15 protein-coding genes are annotated in these 17,180 nt (G+C 64.8%); 10 read left to right on the top strand and 5 right to left on the bottom strand.

Going from position 1 to position 17,180, the window contains the following annotated elements; all coding sequences use genetic code 11:
• Positions 1–2 precede the first annotated feature (2 nt).
• Entirely contained in the window at positions 3–1,130 is a 1,128-nt protein-coding gene (locus AC3WW4_RS08200) for an ABC transporter permease (RefSeq protein ID WP_488827900.1), read from the top strand.
• Positions 1,131–1,150: 20 nt separating this feature from the next.
• Positions 1,151–2,644 carry an efflux transporter outer membrane subunit gene (locus tag AC3WW4_RS08195; protein ID WP_488827899.1) on the top strand — a complete coding sequence of 498 codons (1,494 nt, stop codon included), beginning with the start codon at positions 1,151–1,153 and terminating at the stop codon, positions 2,642–2,644.
• Between the two features lie 123 nt (positions 2,645–2,767).
• On the opposite strand, the gene ilvC is transcribed toward AC3WW4_RS08195, so the two are convergent.
• The 3 genes from ilvC to AC3WW4_RS08180 form a co-directional block, all read right to left on the bottom strand.
• Positions 2,768–3,784, bottom strand: a complete 1,017-nt coding sequence (ilvC, locus tag AC3WW4_RS08190) for a ketol-acid reductoisomerase (RefSeq protein ID WP_488827898.1) — start codon at positions 3,782–3,784, stop codon at positions 2,768–2,770.
• 87 nt (positions 3,785–3,871) lie between these two features.
• Positions 3,872–4,363: an acetolactate synthase small subunit gene (gene ilvN, locus AC3WW4_RS08185; protein ID WP_306563955.1), complete on the bottom strand. Its 492-nt coding sequence runs from the start codon at positions 4,361–4,363 to the stop codon at positions 3,872–3,874.
• Between the two features lie 182 nt (positions 4,364–4,545).
• The gene (locus tag AC3WW4_RS08180) at positions 4,546–6,285 is read right to left on the bottom strand and encodes an acetolactate synthase 3 catalytic subunit (RefSeq protein ID WP_488827897.1); all 1,740 of its coding nucleotides are present in this window, start codon (positions 6,283–6,285) and stop codon (positions 4,546–4,548) included.
• A 318-nt stretch (positions 6,286–6,603) separates the two neighbouring features.
• Here AC3WW4_RS08180 and AC3WW4_RS08175 point away from each other — a divergent pair, with 318 nt between their 5' ends.
• The 5 genes from AC3WW4_RS08175 (at position 6,604) to AC3WW4_RS08155 (ending at position 9,912) form a co-directional block, all read left to right on the top strand.
• Positions 6,604–7,188 carry an RNA polymerase sigma factor gene (locus AC3WW4_RS08175; RefSeq protein ID WP_488827896.1) on the top strand — a complete coding sequence of 195 codons (585 nt, stop codon included), beginning with the start codon at positions 6,604–6,606 and terminating at the stop codon, positions 7,186–7,188.
• Positions 7,185–7,820 (top strand): DUF3619 family protein, encoded by a 636-nt coding sequence (locus AC3WW4_RS08170; RefSeq protein ID WP_488827895.1) that lies wholly within the window; start codon positions 7,185–7,187, stop codon positions 7,818–7,820. The genes AC3WW4_RS08175 and AC3WW4_RS08170 overlap by 4 nt, the downstream gene beginning before the upstream one ends.
• 44 nt (positions 7,821–7,864) lie before the next feature.
• Positions 7,865–8,662, top strand: a complete 798-nt coding sequence (locus AC3WW4_RS08165) for a DUF3106 domain-containing protein (protein WP_488827894.1) — start codon at positions 7,865–7,867, stop codon at positions 8,660–8,662.
• 81 nt (positions 8,663–8,743) lie between these two features.
• Positions 8,744–9,298: an RDD family protein gene (locus AC3WW4_RS08160; RefSeq protein WP_488827892.1), complete on the top strand. Its 555-nt coding sequence runs from the start codon at positions 8,744–8,746 to the stop codon at positions 9,296–9,298.
• Positions 9,298–9,912: an LOG family protein gene (locus tag AC3WW4_RS08155; protein ID WP_488827891.1), complete on the top strand. Its 615-nt coding sequence runs from the start codon at positions 9,298–9,300 to the stop codon at positions 9,910–9,912. The genes AC3WW4_RS08160 and AC3WW4_RS08155 overlap by 1 nt, the downstream gene beginning before the upstream one ends.
• Positions 9,913–9,994: 82 nt before the next feature.
• Here the strand turns inward: AC3WW4_RS08155 and AC3WW4_RS08150 are convergent, their stop codons facing one another.
• Positions 9,995–10,333 (bottom strand): P-II family nitrogen regulator, encoded by a 339-nt coding sequence (locus AC3WW4_RS08150; RefSeq protein ID WP_300155166.1) that lies wholly within the window; start codon positions 10,331–10,333, stop codon positions 9,995–9,997.
• A gap of 139 nt (positions 10,334–10,472) precedes the next feature.
• Positions 10,473–12,182, bottom strand: coding sequence for an NAD+ synthase (locus AC3WW4_RS08145; RefSeq protein WP_488827890.1), 1,710 nt, complete (start codon positions 12,180–12,182; stop codon positions 10,473–10,475).
• Between AC3WW4_RS08145 and AC3WW4_RS08140 the strand changes: the two genes are divergently transcribed.
• The 3 genes from AC3WW4_RS08140 to AC3WW4_RS08130 all read left to right on the top strand — a co-directional run bounded on the left by AC3WW4_RS08140 (position 12,181) and on the right by AC3WW4_RS08130 (position 17,129).
• Positions 12,181–13,446: a GNAT family N-acetyltransferase gene (locus AC3WW4_RS08140; protein ID WP_488827889.1), complete on the top strand. Its 1,266-nt coding sequence runs from the start codon at positions 12,181–12,183 to the stop codon at positions 13,444–13,446. The two genes, AC3WW4_RS08145 and AC3WW4_RS08140, sit on opposite strands and share 2 nt — an antisense overlap.
• A 213-nt stretch (positions 13,447–13,659) precedes the next feature.
• Positions 13,660–15,096 carry an NAD(P)/FAD-dependent oxidoreductase gene (locus AC3WW4_RS08135; protein WP_488827888.1) on the top strand — a complete coding sequence of 479 codons (1,437 nt, stop codon included), beginning with the start codon at positions 13,660–13,662 and terminating at the stop codon, positions 15,094–15,096.
• 170 nt (positions 15,097–15,266) lie between these two features.
• Positions 15,267–17,129, top strand: coding sequence for an aminopeptidase P family protein (locus AC3WW4_RS08130; RefSeq protein WP_488829709.1), 1,863 nt, complete (start codon positions 15,267–15,269; stop codon positions 17,127–17,129).
• Positions 17,130–17,180: the final 51 nt, after the last annotated feature.

Below are 17,180 nucleotides of genomic sequence, written 5' to 3'. Positions count from 1 at the left end.
ACATGCGCCAATGGGTCCTCAACGTCGCCCGGCTGTCCTTCAAGGAGTTGCGCAGCTTGCTGGGGGACCTGCCCCTGGTCGCGCTGATCCTCTTTGCTTTCACCATCGCTGTTTACACGACAGCCAAGGGCGTGAAGGCCGAGGTCTCGCACGCTTCAGTAGGCTGGATCGACAGCGATCAATCCGCCTTGTCTGCACGCTTGCGAGACGCCATTCGTCCCCCTTACTTCGAACCGCCCCAGGACCTCAGTCACCAAGAGGCCGATCAGGCGCTGGACCGGGGTGAGGTGATCTTCGTGATTGACGTGCCGCCGCGCTTCGAGGCCGACGTGCTCGCTGGCCGCAGCCCCGCCATCCAGGTCAAGGTCGATGCCACGGCCATGACCCAGGCAGGCCTGGGCGTGGTCTATCTGAACGACATCTTCACGCAAGAAGTTCTGGACTTCTTCCATCAGCGCGGCATTGAGAGCCTCTTGCCCGCCAAACCGGTGATCCATCTGGCGTTCAACCCGAACAACCAGTCACACTGGTTCTCCTCGGTCATGCTGATCATCACCGACGTCACCGTGCTGTCCATCATCCTGGTGGGGGCCGCTGTGATCCGGGAGCGAGAGCACGGCACCATTGAACACCTGCTGGTGATGCCGGTCAGGCCCTCCGAAATCGCGCTGGCCAAGATCCTCGCCAACGGCGGCGTGATCCTGCTTGCCGTGTGGCTTTCGCTGGTGTTCGTGGTGAAGGCGTGGTTGCAGGTTCCCATCCTGGGCTCGATTGCGCTCTTCCTGCTGGGCACGGCGCTGTACCTGTTCGCGGTGACCTCCCTGGGCATCCTCCTGGCGACCGCCGCCTCCTCCATGCCGCAGTTCGGCCTGCTGGCCGCCCCCGTGTATGTGGTGCTGTACCTGCTCTCGGGTGCCGCCACGCCGGTCGAAAGCATGCCCACGCTGATGCAGCAGCTGGTTCAGATCTCCCCCACCACTCAGTTCGTCAAGCTCACCCACGCCGTGCTGTACCGCGGCGCCGGGCTGGAAATCGTCCTGCCCCAGTTGCTGGCCGTGGCCGCAGCCGGAGCCGTGTTCCTTGCGCTGGCCTTGAAGCGCTTCCGCCTGATGCTGGCACGACAAGCCTGATCCCTATGCCGCAGACCCTCATGCCCCGCCCCCCCCTGGTGACGCTCCGCCCGCTCCATCTTGTGCTGCTGAGCACCCTGAGTCTTGGCGCCTGCACCACGGTTCACGTGGATGTGCCGCCTGCCAGCATTCAAGCGCCGGCGCATTTTGAACACCAAGACAACGCGCTCACGAAGGGGGTGGACCTGGCGCAATGGTGGCGAGCCATTGCGGACCCTACGCTCTCCGCCCTCATTGAGCAGGGGCTGAAAGGAAACGCCGACATTCGCATGGCCATCGCCCGGGTGAGCGAGGCCCGGGCGGTGGTGAGCCAAGCTGAATCCGCCCTTTATCCCACGTTGCAGGGCTTCGGCTACACCGCGCACACCGACGCCCGGCAAATCGACCTCAGCGTACCGAATGTGTCGGTGCCGGGGCTGCCGCCGCTGAGCAGTGTGTCGGCACTGTCGCCACTGGCCAATCCGCCTGCGAGCCACGGCAACGGCCTTGGCTTATCAGCAGCTTGGGAGGTCGATGTGTTCGGCAGTCGCCGCAGTGATGCCGAAGCGGCGCGCGGCGCAGCGCTTGCCCACGAAGAGCGCCTGCATGGCGTACAACTGGTGGTGGCAGGTGACATCGCGGCCAACTACGTCGAGGCGCGCAGCCTGGAGCGCCGCCTGGACGTGTTGCAACGCAGTGTTTCCCAGACGGAGCGCTTGCGCCGCTATGTACAGGGGCGCTTTGAAGCCGGGCAGGCCACGCGGTATGACATCGACCGGGTCCAAGCCCAGCTGCAAGCGCTGCAAGGCGCACGCGCTCCGCTTCAGAACCTGCTGCAAAGTCGCCTACGCCGAATCGCCGTCCTCACCGGGCAGTTGCCGTCACAGTGGCCCCATCTGCCGGCACCCGATGCCCTGGCGCCGGCCGATGGCAGCGTGATCCCAAGCCAACTGCCAGATTTGTTGCCGTCGGACGTGCTCGAACGCCGCCCAGACGTGCGAGGAGCCGCCCAGATCGTTCGCGCCCAGGCGGCCCGCCTGGGCAGCGCCAAAGCCGATCTACTGCCCCGCTTTTACCTGGGCTTTCTGGCCAACGATGGCCGAATCGAGATTGGCGACCTGGCGACCTCAGGACGCCTTGTCTCCTGGGGCGCCGGCTTGCGCCTGCCCATCTTTGAAGGCGGTCGCCTGCGTGCGCGCATCCAGGCCTCCGACGCGCAACTGCAGGCCGCCGTGACCCAGTATGAACAAGCGGTGCTGGGCGCGCTGGAAGATGTGGAGAACGCGTACAGCACACGTCGCGCCCTTGATCAGCGATCCCAGCAGGTCCGCGCCGCACTGTCCACCGCACAGGTTGGCGCGCGTCACGCCCAACGTCTGTTTGAGGAAGGCAATGGCCTGCTGCAAGGCGCCGTCGAAGCCCAACTGATTGCGCTCCAGCGCGAAGACGAACTCATCCAGGCCGAAACCGCCCGCGCCTTGCTCACTGTGGCGCTCTACAAGGCCGTAGGCGGAGGCTGGCCCCAACCCCACTGATGCCAGCGCATCGACAGGGCAAGCTCTCGGCAGCTCACCTTGTCCAACAAACAGAAAAGCCGCCGGGCTTGCACCTCGGCGGCTTTGTTCTGAATTGACGCCGGCAACAAGCCGGCAGCCTCATCAGTTCTTCGACTGGTCGACCAGCTTGTTCTTGGCGATCCAAGGCATCATGGCGCGCAGCTCGGCGCCCACGGTTTCGATCGGGTGCACAGCGTTCAGGCGACGGCGAGCGGTCATGCTCGGGTAGTTCGTCTTGCCTTCCTGGATGAACATCTTGGCGTATTCGCCGGTTTGGATGCGCTTCAGAGCGTTGCGCATGGCTTCGCGCGACTTCTCGTTGATCACTTCGGTACCGGTCACGTACTCACCATACTCGGCGTTGTTCGAGATGGAGTAGTTCATGTTGGCGATGCCGCCTTCGTACATCAGGTCGACGATCAGCTTCAACTCGTGCAGGCACTCAAAGTAGGCCATTTCAGGCGCGTAACCAGCTTCGGTCAGGGTTTCGAAGCCCATCTTCACCAGTTCAACCGCGCCACCGCACAGAACGGCTTGCTCACCGAACAGGTCGGTTTCGGTTTCTTCACGGAAGTTGGTTTCGATCACGCCACCCTTGGTGCCGCCGTTGGCAGCAGCGTAGGACAGAGCGATGTCCTTGGCCTTGCCGGACTTGTCCTGGTACACAGCGATCAGGGAAGGCACGCCGCCGCCCTTCAGGTACTCGGAACGCACGGTATGGCCAGGGCCCTTGGGAGCGACCATGATCACGTCCAGGTCAGCGCGGGGCACAACCTGGTTGTAGTGCACGTTGAAGCCGTGAGCAAAAGCCAGGACAGCGCCTTGCTTGATGTTCGGGGCGACGTTGTTGTTGTACACCTCGGGGATGTTCTCGTCCGGCAGCAGGATCATGACGACGTCAGCGCCCTTCACGGCGTCATTGACTTCGGCAACCTTGATGCCAGCGGCTTCAACCTTGGACCACGAAGCGCCACCCTTGCGCAGGCCGACCGTGACGTTCACGCCAGAGTCGCGCAGGTTTTGGGCGTGGGCGTGGCCTTGCGAGCCGTAGCCGATGATGGCGACGTTCTTGCCCTTGATCAGGCTCAGGTCGGCGTCCTTGTCGTAGTAAACCTTCATGTTTTTTGCTCCGTCGGTAGCTGTTGATGCCCGGGATGCCCGGGCAGGTTGTTCAAAGGAAAAGCGGGAATGTCAGACTGCGGGCAGTCAGACGCGCAGGATGCGCTCGCCGCGCCCGATCCCGCTGGTCCCGGTGCGCACGGTTTCGAGGATGGCAGCGCGGTCGATGGCTTCAATGAAGGCATCGAGCTTGGACGCGTCGCCAGTCAGTTCAATGGTGTAGGTCTTGTCCGTCACGTCGATGACGCGGCCGCGGAAGATGTCCGCCATGCGCTTCATCTCGTCACGCTCCTTGCCCACGGCACGCACCTTGATGAGCATCAACTCACGTTCGGTGTACGGGCCTTCGGACAAATCCACCACCTTCACGACTTCGATCAGGCGGTTGAGGTGCTTGGTGATCTGCTCGATGACGTCGTCCGAGCCGTGCGTGACGATGGTCATGCGCGACAGAGACGGGTCTTCGGTCGTGGCGACCGTCAGGCTTTCGATGTTGTAGCCGCGGGCCGAAAACAGGCCCACCACGCGCGACAGGGCGCCAGCTTCGTTTTCGACCAAAAGGGCAATGATGTGTTTCATGGTGATCGTCCTTGCGGGCTCTTGAGTCACTGGGGCGGTAACCGCAGTGCCGTGGCCTCGTAGTGCGATGAATGCGTTGTCAGGTAGGTCCGGCGGAGGCTGTCACACAGTTCGGCAGACACCGGCAAGTGTCTGCCTGCTGAGTGCGTCACCCTCGCCGGGTCTCGCTCAATGTCGGTGGCTCAGAGTTCCTCGGAGCCCAGCAGCATCTCCGAGATGCCCTTGCCGGCCTTGACCATCGGCCACACGTTTTCGGTGGGGTCGGTGCGGATGTCGAGGAACACGGTGCGGTCCTTGAGCTTGATGGCTTCCTTCAGGGCGCCTTCAACGTCTTCCGGACGCTCGATGAGCAGACCGACGTGGCCATAGGCCTCAGCCAGCTTGACGAAATCAGGCAGCGCGTCCATGTAGCTGTGCGAGTAGCGGCCGGAGTATTCCAGCTGCTGCCACTGACGCACCATGCCCAGGTAACGGTTGTTCAGCGCAATGACCTTGACTGGCGTGTTGTACTGCTTGCAGGTGGACAGCTCCTGAATGCACATCTGGATCGAGCCTTCGCCGGTGATGCAGAACACATCGGCGTCGGGCTTGGCCAGCTTGATGCCCATGGCGTATGGCAGGCCCACACCCATGGTGCCCAGGCCGCCGGAGTTGATCCAGCGACGCGGCTCTTCAAACTTGCTGTACTGCGCGGCGAACATCTGGTGCTGACCGACGTCCGACGTGATGTAGTAGTCGGTGCCCTTGGTCAGCTCGGTGAGTTTCTCGACCACAGCCTGCGGCTTGATGACCTCGGTGGAGGTCTTGAACTTCAGGCAGTCGCGCTTCTTCCACTCGTTGATCTGGCTCCACCAAGCGTCGATCGCCTTGGGCTCGGCGCGCTGGGTGGACTCCTTGATCTGGGCGATCATCTCGTTGAGCACGTCCTTGACGTCGCCCACGATGGGGATGTCCACCTTGACGCGCTTGGAGATCGACGAGGGGTCGATGTCGATGTGGATGATCTTGCGCTCGACCTGGGCAAAGTGCTTGGGGTTGCCGATCACGCGGTCGTCAAAACGGGCGCCGATGGCAATGACCACGTCAGCGTGCTGCATGGTCATGTTGGCTTCGTACGTGCCGTGCATGCCCAGCATGCCCAGGAAGGTCTTGTCAGAAGCAGGGATGGCACCCAGACCCATCAGGGTGCTGGTGCTGGGGTAGCCCAGCATGTTGACCAGTTCGCGCAGCTCGTTGGAGGCCTCGCCCAGGATGACGCCGCCGCCGGTGTAGATGTAGGGGCGCTTGGCCGTCAGCAGCAGTTGCACGGCCTTGCGGATCTGACCGCCGTGGCCCTTGCGCACCGGGTTGTACGAGCGCATTTCCACCGACTCAGGGTAGTGGAAGGCGGTGGTCTTGAGCGAGACGTCCTTCGGGACGTCGACCACCACGGGGCCGGGACGACCGCTGCGGGCGATGTGGAAGGCCTTCTTCATGGTCTCGGCCAGATCGGCCACGTCCTTGACCAGGAAGTTGTGCTTGACGATCGGGCGGGTGATGCCGACGGTGTCGCATTCCTGGAAGGCATCCAGACCGATGGCCGCCGTGGGCACCTGGCCGGTGATGACCACCATGGGGATCGAGTCCATGTAGGCGGTGGCGATGCCGGTCACGGCATTGGTGACGCCAGGGCCCGAGGTGACCAGGGCCACACCCACTTCGCCAGTGGCGCGGGCATAGCCGTCAGCAGCGTGAACGGCGGCCTGTTCGTGGCGCACCAGCACGTGCTCGATGGAATCTTGTTTGTACAGCGCGTCGTAGATGTAGAGGACGGCGCCGCCGGGGTAACCCCAGATGTACTTGACATTCTCGGCCTGCAGGCAGCGGACCAGGATGTCGGAACCATTGAGGATTTCGCCGCCGTGGGCGTGTGTCGTATCCATGATGAATGAAACCTTTCCGAATTTCTCTAACGAAAAACGATCGGTGCCCCTCTACACCAGCACAGCCCGAAGGCTGTGGCAGCAGCACTGCGGCAACGGATTGCCTGCGTGCTCGCCCTCATGAGGCGGATTTGGAGCCTGCGCGGCCTGCCACTGGTACGGATTGAACACACCAGACTCAGGCCAGATCGAGATGACGCAAAGCTGGCATTATCGCACCCTTCGTGCCAAATCCAATCACGCACGTGATGCTTGAACGGATCACGTCCATGCGGGTGCCATAATCGCCCGCCAATCCGCTGTTCCCCGTGCCGTACCGTGCCCGCTTTGCACCCTCCATCGCCGGAAGACGCGCTCAACGACTTTCTTAAAGGCGTCGAGCGACGCGCGTTCAAACGCGCCGCTTACGCCGTGCGTGATGACGACGCGGCCCTGGACATCGTGCAGGACGCCATGATCCGCTTGACGCAGAGCTACGCGGACCGTCCGGACACGGAATGGCCGATGTTGTTCCAGCGCATCCTGTCCAACGCCATCCTCGACTGGTTCCGACGCCAGAAAACGCGCAACGCGGTGTTCACCAATATGGGGGACCTGGAAGCACGGCACAGCGACGACGATGGCGACTTCGATCTGCTCGCCGTGTTCAACATGGACGATGTCGGCACGGAAAGTGCTGATGACAGTGCCAGCCGGGCCGAAACGCTCGCCCAGATCGAAGAAGAAATCAACAAGTTGCCGGCGCGTCAACGCGAAGCGTTTCTGTTGCGTTACTGGGAGGAACTGGATGTTGCAGAGACGGCCGCCGCGATGGGGTGCTCCGAAGGGAGTGTCAAAACCCATTGTTCTCGCGCCGTCCACGCTCTGGCCCAAAGTCTTCAATCACGCGGTATTTCATTGTGAACAAGTCGTCCACTTCCTCGCTGCCCGCAGCGCAACGCGAAGCCCTTGAGGCGCGCTTTGCCCTGCGTGTGCGTGCGCGCCTGGATGAAGGTGCGCAAGCCATCCCCCACGACATTGGCGAACGCCTGCGTGTGGCCCGTGAGCAGGCCATCGAAGCGGCACGCGCCGCACGAGCGGCCAGCGTGGTGGGTCAGGCGATCGCCACACCGGTGGCGGTGGTCAACACGGGCATGAGTCTGGCCGGGGGGCATGGCGTCAGCGGCCTGCCGATGCCGATGCACCCTTGGCACGAGGCTGAGGCCGCCCGCTCCAAGCCACAACGCGCCCAGCGAGACGAAGCCCCCTTGGGTTGGGGGTGGCGACTGGCCCTGGTGCTGCCCGTGCTGGCGTTGCTGGCCGGGCTGTGGGGCATCCAGCGCTACCAGCGCCACGAACACGTCCAGGCCACGACGGTGGTGGACATGCAACTGCTGACCGACGACCTGCCTCCCGACGCCTATGCCGACCCGGGTTTCGAGGCCTACCTGAGCCTGGACACCGATCCGGATGTGGAGCGGCTGGTGGACGCCCCTGCGGAAGCAGGCGGTGACCTGAATTCGACCGAGACCGCTCCGGCGGTGAATGGCTTGTGAAGAGGGTCGCTGCATTGGGATCGACACGTTTTGCCCGGCTCCGCATGAGGGCGTTGTTCGCCTGTTGCCTGGCAGGCGCCTGGATCGCATCCCCCGTCCTGGCTGACCGTGGCCAGAGCCGAGGCGGCATGTCGGTGGTCACGCCTGGCGATGCGCCGGCCGAGTGGCGCGCCCTCACGCCGTCGCAGCGCGAGGTGTTGCAGCCGCTGGCCAGTCAATGGCAGGAGATGGACGACACCGCACGCGAGAAGTGGCTGAACGTGGCCGACCGGTACAAACACCTGCCACCCGCCGAGCAAAGCCGCGTGCGCGAGCGCATGGTGCAATGGTCCCGCCTGCCGGCGCAGACCCGAGGTGAGGCCCGCCTGCGCTTTCAGCAATCGCGGCAACTGCCGGCCGAGGAACGCCAGCGCAAGTGGGAGGCCTATCAGGCCCTGCCCCCCGAGACGCGCGACGAGCTGAGTCGCCGCGCCCAGCGTCAGGCCCGTCCGGTGGACCTTCCCCGCGACATGGCCGGCCCGCGTGAGGCCCAGCAGCGCTACACCTCCCAGCAGCGCAATGAACTGGCGAACTCGAACCAGAAGTCCAATGTGGTGCCCTCCCACCCGCACCGCGCGAAGCCGGCCACCCAGGTCGTGGCCCCGGCCGTGATCAAGGCCGGCCCCGGTGCCACCACGCGACTGCTGACCCAGCCCCCTGCACCGCCCTCCCACCAGCAAGCGGGTATGCCCAAGATCAACAGTGCCGGCCCGTTTGTCGATCCGGTGACCCTGCTGCCGCGCAAGGGAGCGCAGGGCGCGGCCATCAAGCCGCCCGAAGCTCGGGACGACAAAAAGCGCTGAGCCCCAAGCGGGTGGGCGCTGGGGCTGGTGTATGGTTCGGGCAGTTGGCGCTGTGCCAGACCCGTTTTGCTGAATTGACCCATGTCTTTCCTCACCATTCCCGAACAGGGCGGCCTGAGCGTGCAGGTGTGCGCTGAGCGTGCCCGCGGCACGGCCCCCTCCTTGCGCCGCCGCTTGGCGGCCTTCCTGTACGAAGGCGTACTGCTGTTCGGGCTGGTGATGGTGGTGGGACTGGTGTACAGCGTGGCCGTTGACCAGCGGCATGGACTGCAGGGCCGACAGGGCATGATGGCCGTGCAGTTTCTGGCACTGTCCGCGTACTTCATGTGGTTGTGGACCCATGGTGGCCAAACCTTGGCGCTCAAGACCTGGCAATTGCGCCTGGTGACCCCTGAGGGCGGCCCCATCTCGCCGCTGCGGGCGCTGCTGCGTTACCTGACGAGCTGGTTGTGGTTCATTCCGCCTTTGCTGCTGACCTGGCTGGCAGGCTGGCACGACAAAGGCACGATGACGGCAGCGGTGCTGGGATGGATGGCGCTGTATGCCGCACTGATCTGGGTGCTGCCTTCGCGCCAGTTTCTCCATGACGTGATCAGCGGCACCCGCGTGATCGACAACCGTAAACAGGTGCCTTGATGAGCTTGACCTTGTGTGTGTACTGCGGCTCACGCGATGGCGATGACCCGGCCCATCTGGCGGCGGCGCGTGAAGTGGGGCGCCAGATCGGTGCACGTGGCTGGCGCCTGGTGTACGGCGGCGGCAGCACGGGCTTGATGGGAGCGGTGGCCGATGCCGCGTTGGCGCACGGAGCCCAGGCCATTGGTATCATTCCCGAGCGCCTGGTGAAGAAGGAGTTGGGGCACCCCGGCCTGACCAGCCTGGAGATCGTGGACAGCATGCACGAGCGCAAGCACCGCATGGCCATGCACGCCGACGCGTTCATCGCCCTGCCCGGCGGCATCGGCACCATGGAAGAGATTTTCGAGGCCTGGACCTGGCGCCAACTGGGCTACCACCGCAAGGCCCTGGGCCTGCTGAATGTGGCCGGCTATTACGACCACCTGCTGCGTTTTCTGGAAGTGAGTCAGCAAGGCGGCTTTTTGTGGCCCGATGTGCAGGAGTTGCTGCTGGTGGACGACGACATCGACGCCCTGCTCGACCGCCTGGCCGACGAACACCGGCGCCTGAAAGTGCAAACGCCGCCCGACCAGCCTGAAGCAGGCCCAGGCGGCATTTCGCCTGAGATCTGAGAACGCTGAGAATGCAAAAAGGGGTGCCGAGGCACCCCTTGTCACATCTGCCCAATGCGATCAGGCAGAGACCATCACGCGATCAGACCGCGGATTCGTCGGTTTCGCCAGTGCGGATGCGCACGACCTGCTCGACGGGGGTGACGAAGATCTTGCCGTCACCGATCTTGCCGGTTTTGGCGGCTTTGATGATGGCCTCGATGCAGCGCTCGACGTCGTCGCCCTTGACCACGACTTCGATCTTGACCTTGGGCAGGAAGTCGACCACGTACTCGGCACCACGGTAGAGTTCGGTGTGACCCTTCTGACGGCCAAAGCCCTTGACTTCGGTGACGGTCAGCCCGGTGACCCCGACTTCAGCCAGGCCTTCGCGCACCTCTTCGAGCTTGAAAGGCTTGATGACGGCGGTAATCTGTTTCATGGACATGGTGGGGTACTCCGGGTAGGTCAGCAAAAAATGGGCAATGGCTGACGCCATGTTGCAGCGCAATGTGGATATTTAAGCACGGCTGTCGCGATGTCGTCACGAACAACGCGCTCAAAACCACATCAAGGCCGCTTCAGGCGCGAAATCGGGAGGTGATGGGGTAGCGCCAGTCACGCCCAAAGGCGCGATGGGTGATGCGGATGCCCACCGCCGCCTGACGGCGCTTGTACTCGTTGATTTTGAGCAGGCGGGTGACTTTGTCCACGTCGGCACGCTCGAAACCCGCAGCCACGATGTCGTCGATGGACTGGTCTTGCTCCATGTAACGCTCCAAGATGGCGTCGAGCACTTCGTACGCGGGCAGGCTGTCTTGGTCGGTCTGATCGGGGCGCAGCTCGGCAGAGGGCGGACGGGTGATGATGCGCTCGGGGATGGGCTCGACCTCACCGGCTGCCACCGCCTGCGCATTGCGCCAGCGCGACAGGTGGTACACCAGCGTCTTGACCACATCCTTGATGACGGCAAAGCCGCCGGCCATGTCACCGTAGAGCGTGCAGTAGCCGGTGGCCATCTCGCTCTTGTTGCCGGTGGTCAGCACCAGGCTGCCGGTTTTGTTGGACAAGGCCATCAGCAGGGTGCCGCGGATGCGAGCCTGGATGTTTTCTTCGGTGGTGTCTTCGGCGCGGCCCACGAACAAAGGAGCCAGCGAGGCCTTGAAGGCTTCGAACTCGGGAGCGATGGCGATTTCGTCGTGGCGCACGCCCAGGCGGTCGGCCATGTCGCGGGCGTCGATCCAGGAGATGTCGGCCGTGTAGGGCGAGGGCATCATGACGGTGCGCACCTTGTCGGCGCCCAGGGCGTCCACCGCGATGGCGAGGACCAGGGCGGAGTCGATGCCGCCCGAGAGGCCGATGAGGACGCCTGGGAAGCCGTTCTTGCCAATGTAGTCACGCACACCGCAGACCAAGGCGGCCCAGATTTCGGCTTCTTCGGACAGGGGCTCGGCGATGGGGCCGCTGACAAGGCCACCGGACTGCAGGGTGACGGGCAGCGTGGCCACCTCGAAGCTGGGCGCGCGGGCACCGACCTGGCCTTGGGCATTGACGGCAAACGAAGCGCCGTCGAACACGACCTCGTCTTGCCCCCCCACCATGTGGGCATAGACCAGCGGCAAGCCCAGCTTGCGGGCGAACGCACCCATGCGGGCTTCGCGCTCGGCACGCTTGGCGACGTGGAAGGGCGAGGCGTTGAGCACCACCAGCACCTGCGCGCCCTGGACCAGGGCGGACTCGGCGGGCTCGTCAAACCAGGCGTCTTCACACACCAGCAGGGCCACGCGCCAACCCAGCACGTCGACCACGACCGGGCCGAGACCGGCTTCGCGACCGCTGATGAAGTAGCGGCGCTCGTCGAACACCTGGTAGTTGGGCAGCTCGCGCTTGGCGTAGCTGGCGACGATCTGGCCGCCCCGGATCAGGCTGGCGGCGTTGAGGCGGCGGGGCACGGACCAGGAACGGGTGCGGACGTCGTCACCCAGAGCTTGCAGGGGGTGGCCGAGCACGAGGTGCAAATCAGGCAGGTCGGCCAGGCTGCGGGCGATGTGGGCGGTGGTGTCGTCGCAGGCTTGCATGAAGGCCGGGCGCAGCAGCAGGTCTTCCGGGGGATAACCGCACAGGGCCATTTCGGGCGTGACCACGAGGCGCGCGCCTTCGGCGTACGCTTGGCGGGCCGCGTCGATGATGGTGCGGGCGTTGCCCTGGAGGTCACCGACGACAGGGTTGAATTGCAGCAAGGCCACGGACAGCGCTGAGGCTGGGGCGGCCGGAGACGACACAGAATTCATGAGCAGCATTCAAACGGACAGCGCAGATGCGCAGGTGAGCATGGTAGCGGGCCTGACCGTGCATTGGTACGCCGATCTGTCAGAGATCGACACGACGCAGTGGGATGCGCTGGCTGCGGACGTGGATGGCGGCCAGCCGTTTTTGCGCCTGGCTTTCTTGCGCACCATGGTGGACAGCGGCAGTGCCTGCCCGGACACCGGCTGGCATCCCTTGTTCCTGACCGTGCAGGACGCCCAGGGCCGGTTGTGGGCGGCTTGCCCGCTGTTTGTGAAAGAACACTCTTATGGCGAGTATGTGTTTGACTGGGCCTGGGCCGATGCCCATGACCGGGCGCTGGCCTCGCAAGGAGTGCGTTACTTTCCCAAGCTGCTGAGTGCGGTGCCGTTTTCACCGATTCCGGGGCAGCGCTTGCTGGTGCAAGCCGGATTACCCGCAGACACCCAGGATGCGCTGCGCAGACAGTTGCTGGAGGCCCTGGAGGCGCGTTGCGTGGCCCAGGGCTGGTCGTCGGCCCACGCCTTGTTTGTGTCGGAGCGCGAGGCGCAGTTGGCCGAGCAGGCGGGGTGGCTGCGGCGCCAGGGTGTGCAGTTCCACTGGGAGAACCGGCCGGGCGCGCCGTATGTGGATTTCGAGGATTTTCTGGCCAGCTTGCAACGCGACAAGCGCAAAAAGATTCAGCAGGAGCGTCGCAAGGTGCGCGAGGCGGGGGTGACGTTCGAGGTGCGCCAAGGCGGCGAGATCAGCGCCTCAGACTGGGATTTCTTCTACCGCTGTTATGCGCAGACCTATCTGGAGCGAGGGCAGCAGCCGTATCTGAGCCGGAATTTCTGGGCGCAAGTGGCCGAGGCCCTGCCCGATCACTGGGTGTTGTTCACGGCCCTGCGTGAGGACACGCCCGTCGCCAGTGCCTTGCTGGCGGTGGATCCGGAGCGTCGCGTGGCCTATGGGCGCTACTGGGGTGCCATGGCCCCCATTCCGTGTCTGCACTTTGAGGCGTGCTACTACCAGCCGCTGGCCTGGTGCATCGCCCAGGGCTACCAGCGCTTTGAGGGGGGCGCGCAGGGGGAGCACAAGCTGGCGCGGGGCCTGATGCCCGTGGCGACCCATTCGGTGCACTGGCTGGCCCACCCCGGTTTGCGCGACGCCGTGGCGCGGTTTTTGACCCGGGAGGCTCAAGGGGTCGACCAGTATCGGGAGCATCTGGATGCGCGAGCGCCGTTCAAGTTCGTGCCGCGTGAGGGGGGGGACTTGGAGCTGCCATGAACGGACCCTGCGCGGGGGCGTGCGGGTGACCTGCGGCGTTGACATTGACAAGCGTTTGACAAGTTCGACGCACAAAACAACAGCTGGGTGCATGAGGCCATGCGATGCCGGCAGTTACCCCCTTGTTACAGGGGTGCACCAATGATGTGCGGAAGCGTCACAAGCGGCATGACCCTGGTATAAACGCTGACTTTTCCGCCTCCATCCTGTCGCATGGCCTCTACCGCTTCACCCTCCATCGCTACCGCTTCAGGCCCCGTTGCCACGAACCCCGGTAAGCCACGCGTCATCATCATTGGCTGCGGCTTTGGGGGGCTGGAGGCGGCCAAGGCCCTGTCGGACGGCGATGTGGAGATTGTGGTGATCGACCGGACCAACCACCATCTGTTTCAGCCCTTGCTGTACCAGGTGGCCACGGCCGGTCTGCCGGCGCCGGCAATTGCTGGGCCGATCCGCCACATCCTGCGCAAGCAGATTGCCAAGGGCAATTTGACGGTGTTGATGGGCGAAGTGACGTCGATCGACACGGCGTCGAGTTGCGTGGTGCTGGACGGGGGCGAGCACCTCCACTTTGATCACCTGGTGCTGGCCGCAGGCGCCACCCACAGCTACTTTGGACGTGACGACTGGGCGAAGTACGCCCCGGGTCTGAAGACGCTGGGGGATGCGTTCAGCATCCGCCGCCGGGTGTTGACCGCCTTCGAGCAGGCCGAGCGCGAAACCGACCCGGTCAAACGCGAGCCCTGGCTGACCTTTGCCGTGGTGGGCGCAGGTCCCACCGGGGTGGAGATGGCCGGTACGCTGGCCGAGATCGCCCAGCAGACCCTGAGTGCTGAGTTCCGTCGCATCGACTCGCGCATGGCGCGGGTGATTTTGCTGGAAGGCGCCCCGCGGGTGCTGGGCACCTTCACGGAGGACCTGTCACAGCGTGCGCAAGAGCAGTTGGAGATGCTGGGGGCCGAGGTGCTGGCAGGTGCCAAGGTGACCAACATCACCGCGTTTGGCATTCACTATGACGTGATGGACAAGCAGGCCGACGGCAGCAGCCACGCCGTGTCCCACTTCCTGCCCACGCGCACGGTGATCTGGGCGGCGGGTGTGGCCGCGTCACCGCTGGGCAAGGCGCTGGCCAAGAGCACGGGTTGCGAGCTGGACCGCGCGGGCCGCGTGGTGGTGCAGCCTGACCTGACGATTCCCGGTCACCCGAACATTTATGTGGTGGGCGATCTGGCCTCGGCCAAGAGCTACCTGGACCCGGAGAGCCCCACGCCCGTGCCCGGTGTGAGTCCCGGCGCCAAGCAGATGGGACGCAAGGCCGCGTTCAATATCTTGCGCCGCCTCAAGGGACTGGACACACAGGCCTTCCGCTATTTCGACTACGGCTCGATGGCCACCATTGGCAAGCGGGCGGCCGTGGCGATGCTCGACATCCCGTTCACCAAGAAGCAGATCCGCTTCAGTGGCTTTGCAGCCTGGCTGTTCTGGTTGTTCGTGCACGTGTACTTCCTGATCGGGTTCCGCAACCGCACGGTGGTGATGATGGACTGGGCCTGGGCCTACTTCACCTCGCAACGCCATGCACGCGTGTTCCCCGACCCGCATGCGCTGGAGCCCCACACCCGCGTGGTGCGCGTGGACACCCCAGACTGAAGGATGAGGAGCGCCGCTCGGCCACCAGCTGGTGGGCGGCGTTGGCGGTGTGAGTGATGGGGTTGCTGGCGAGGTGGGCGGACCAGCCGCGTGGCTCGTGGCAACATCGGGTTTTCTGCCCTGATGCCGCCTGACCAGGCGGCCTGACCGCCGTGACTGATTCCTCCGCTGTGCCCTCCTCCACGCCCGCTGCCCCCCACATCGCCCCTCGTCTGCAAGCGCTGCGCGCGCGCATGGCCCAGCAGCACTGGCAGGCCGTGCTGGTGCCCAGCAGCGATCCGCACCTGTCGGAGTACCTGCCGGAGCGTTGGCAAGGCCGGGTGTGGCTGAGCGGGTTCACCGGCTCGTCGGGCACCTTGCTGGTGTCGGCCACGCGGGCGGCCGTGTTCACCGACAGCCGTTACTGGGAGCAGGCCGAGGCCGAACTGACGGGCAGCGGTGTCGATCTGGTCAAGCTGGAAGGCTCGACGGTGGCGGCTTACCTGGCCTGGCTGGAAGACCTGGCCTTGCCCACGACCCCGGCCCCCACCCTGGCCGTGGATGGCGCCGTGATGGGACTGGCGCAAACCCAGCAGTTGCGAGATGCGCTGGGCAGCGAAGGCTGGCAGTTGTTCACCCAGCAGGATGTGCTGGACGGCATCTGGCCGGACCGCCCAGGCTTGCCCACCGCGCCGGTGTACGAACACGCCCTACCCCATGCGGCCACCTCGCGCGCCGACAAACTGGCTGGCGTGCGTGCGCAGATGCACGACCGGGGCGCCACCCACCACTGGATCGCCACGCTGGACGACCTGGCCTGGTTGCTCAACCTGCGTGGCGCCGATGTCGAATACAACCCGGTGTTCCTGGGCCATGCGCTGGTGACCCTGGATGCGGTGATGCTGTTTGTGGGCGAAGGCAAGATCGATGCGGCGCTGGCCGCCCGCCTGGCGCAGGATGGGGTGACGGTTCGCCCTTACAGCGAGGCGCTGCCGACCCTGGCCGCCTTGCCCGCTGACAGCGTGATGCTACTGGACCCCAAGCGCGTGACCTGGGGGCTGCGTGAAGCCGTGCCAACGGGCGTCAAGGTGGTGGAGGCGATCAACCCCAGCACCCTGGCCAAGTCGCGCAAGACGGATGCCGAAGCGGCTTTCATCCGCGAAGCGATGGAGCGCGACGGGGCGGCGATGTGCGTGTTTTACGCCTGGCTGGAGCAGGCCCTGGGCCGGGAGCACGTGAGCGAGTTGACGATTGACGAGCGCATGACGGCCGAGCGCGCCAAGCAGCCCGGCTATGTGTCGCTGAGTTTCCCGACGATTGCGGGATTCAATGCCAACGGCGCCCTGCCCCATTACCGCGCCACGCCCGAGGCGTTTGCGGTGTTGAGCACCCCTGCCGGTTTGACGGCCGAGGGCCTGTTGTTGATCGACTCCGGGGCGCAGTACCTGGGAGGCACCACCGACATCACCCGGGTGTGGGCCATTGGCACGCCGACCACAGCCCAAAAGCGCGACTACACCCTGGTGCTCAAGGGCACGCTGGGTCTGTCGCGCATGCGCTTTCCGCAAGGCACGCTGGCGCCGATGCTCGATGCCGTGGCGCGCGCCCCCCTGTGGGCCGAAGGGCTGGACTTTGGCCACGGCACCGGCCACGGCGTGGGCTATTTCCTGAACGTACACGAGGGGCCTCAGTCGATTTCGAAGGCGGTGCCGGTGCCGGACATGGCGATGCTGCCGGGCATGATCACGTCGATCGAGCCGGGGCTGTACCGGCCCGGCCAGTGGGGCATCCGCATCGAGAACCTGGTGCTGAATGTACCGGTGGCGCCTGCCGTGCCCGATGCCGAACCTGGCACGCCTGAATATGGGCGCTATCTGGCGTTCGAGACACTGAGCCTGTGCCCCATCGACACCGACTGCATCGACCGCAGCTTGCTGCGCGACGACGAGGTGCAGTGGCTCAACGCCTACCACGCGGAGGTGCTGCGCCGCTTGAGTCCGCTGCTCAGTGGGGATGCGCTGGCGTGGCTGCAACGGCGCACCCAGCCCTTGTGATGGCGCGCCCCTCGTTCATCTGACCGATGGGCCGAATGGGGGAAGCTCGCT

It is taken from the genome of Aquabacterium sp. TM01, from assembly GCF_057808345.1.
The sequence above is the reverse complement of the archived record's forward strand: the minus strand, read 5'-3'. Positions and strand labels throughout refer to the sequence as shown.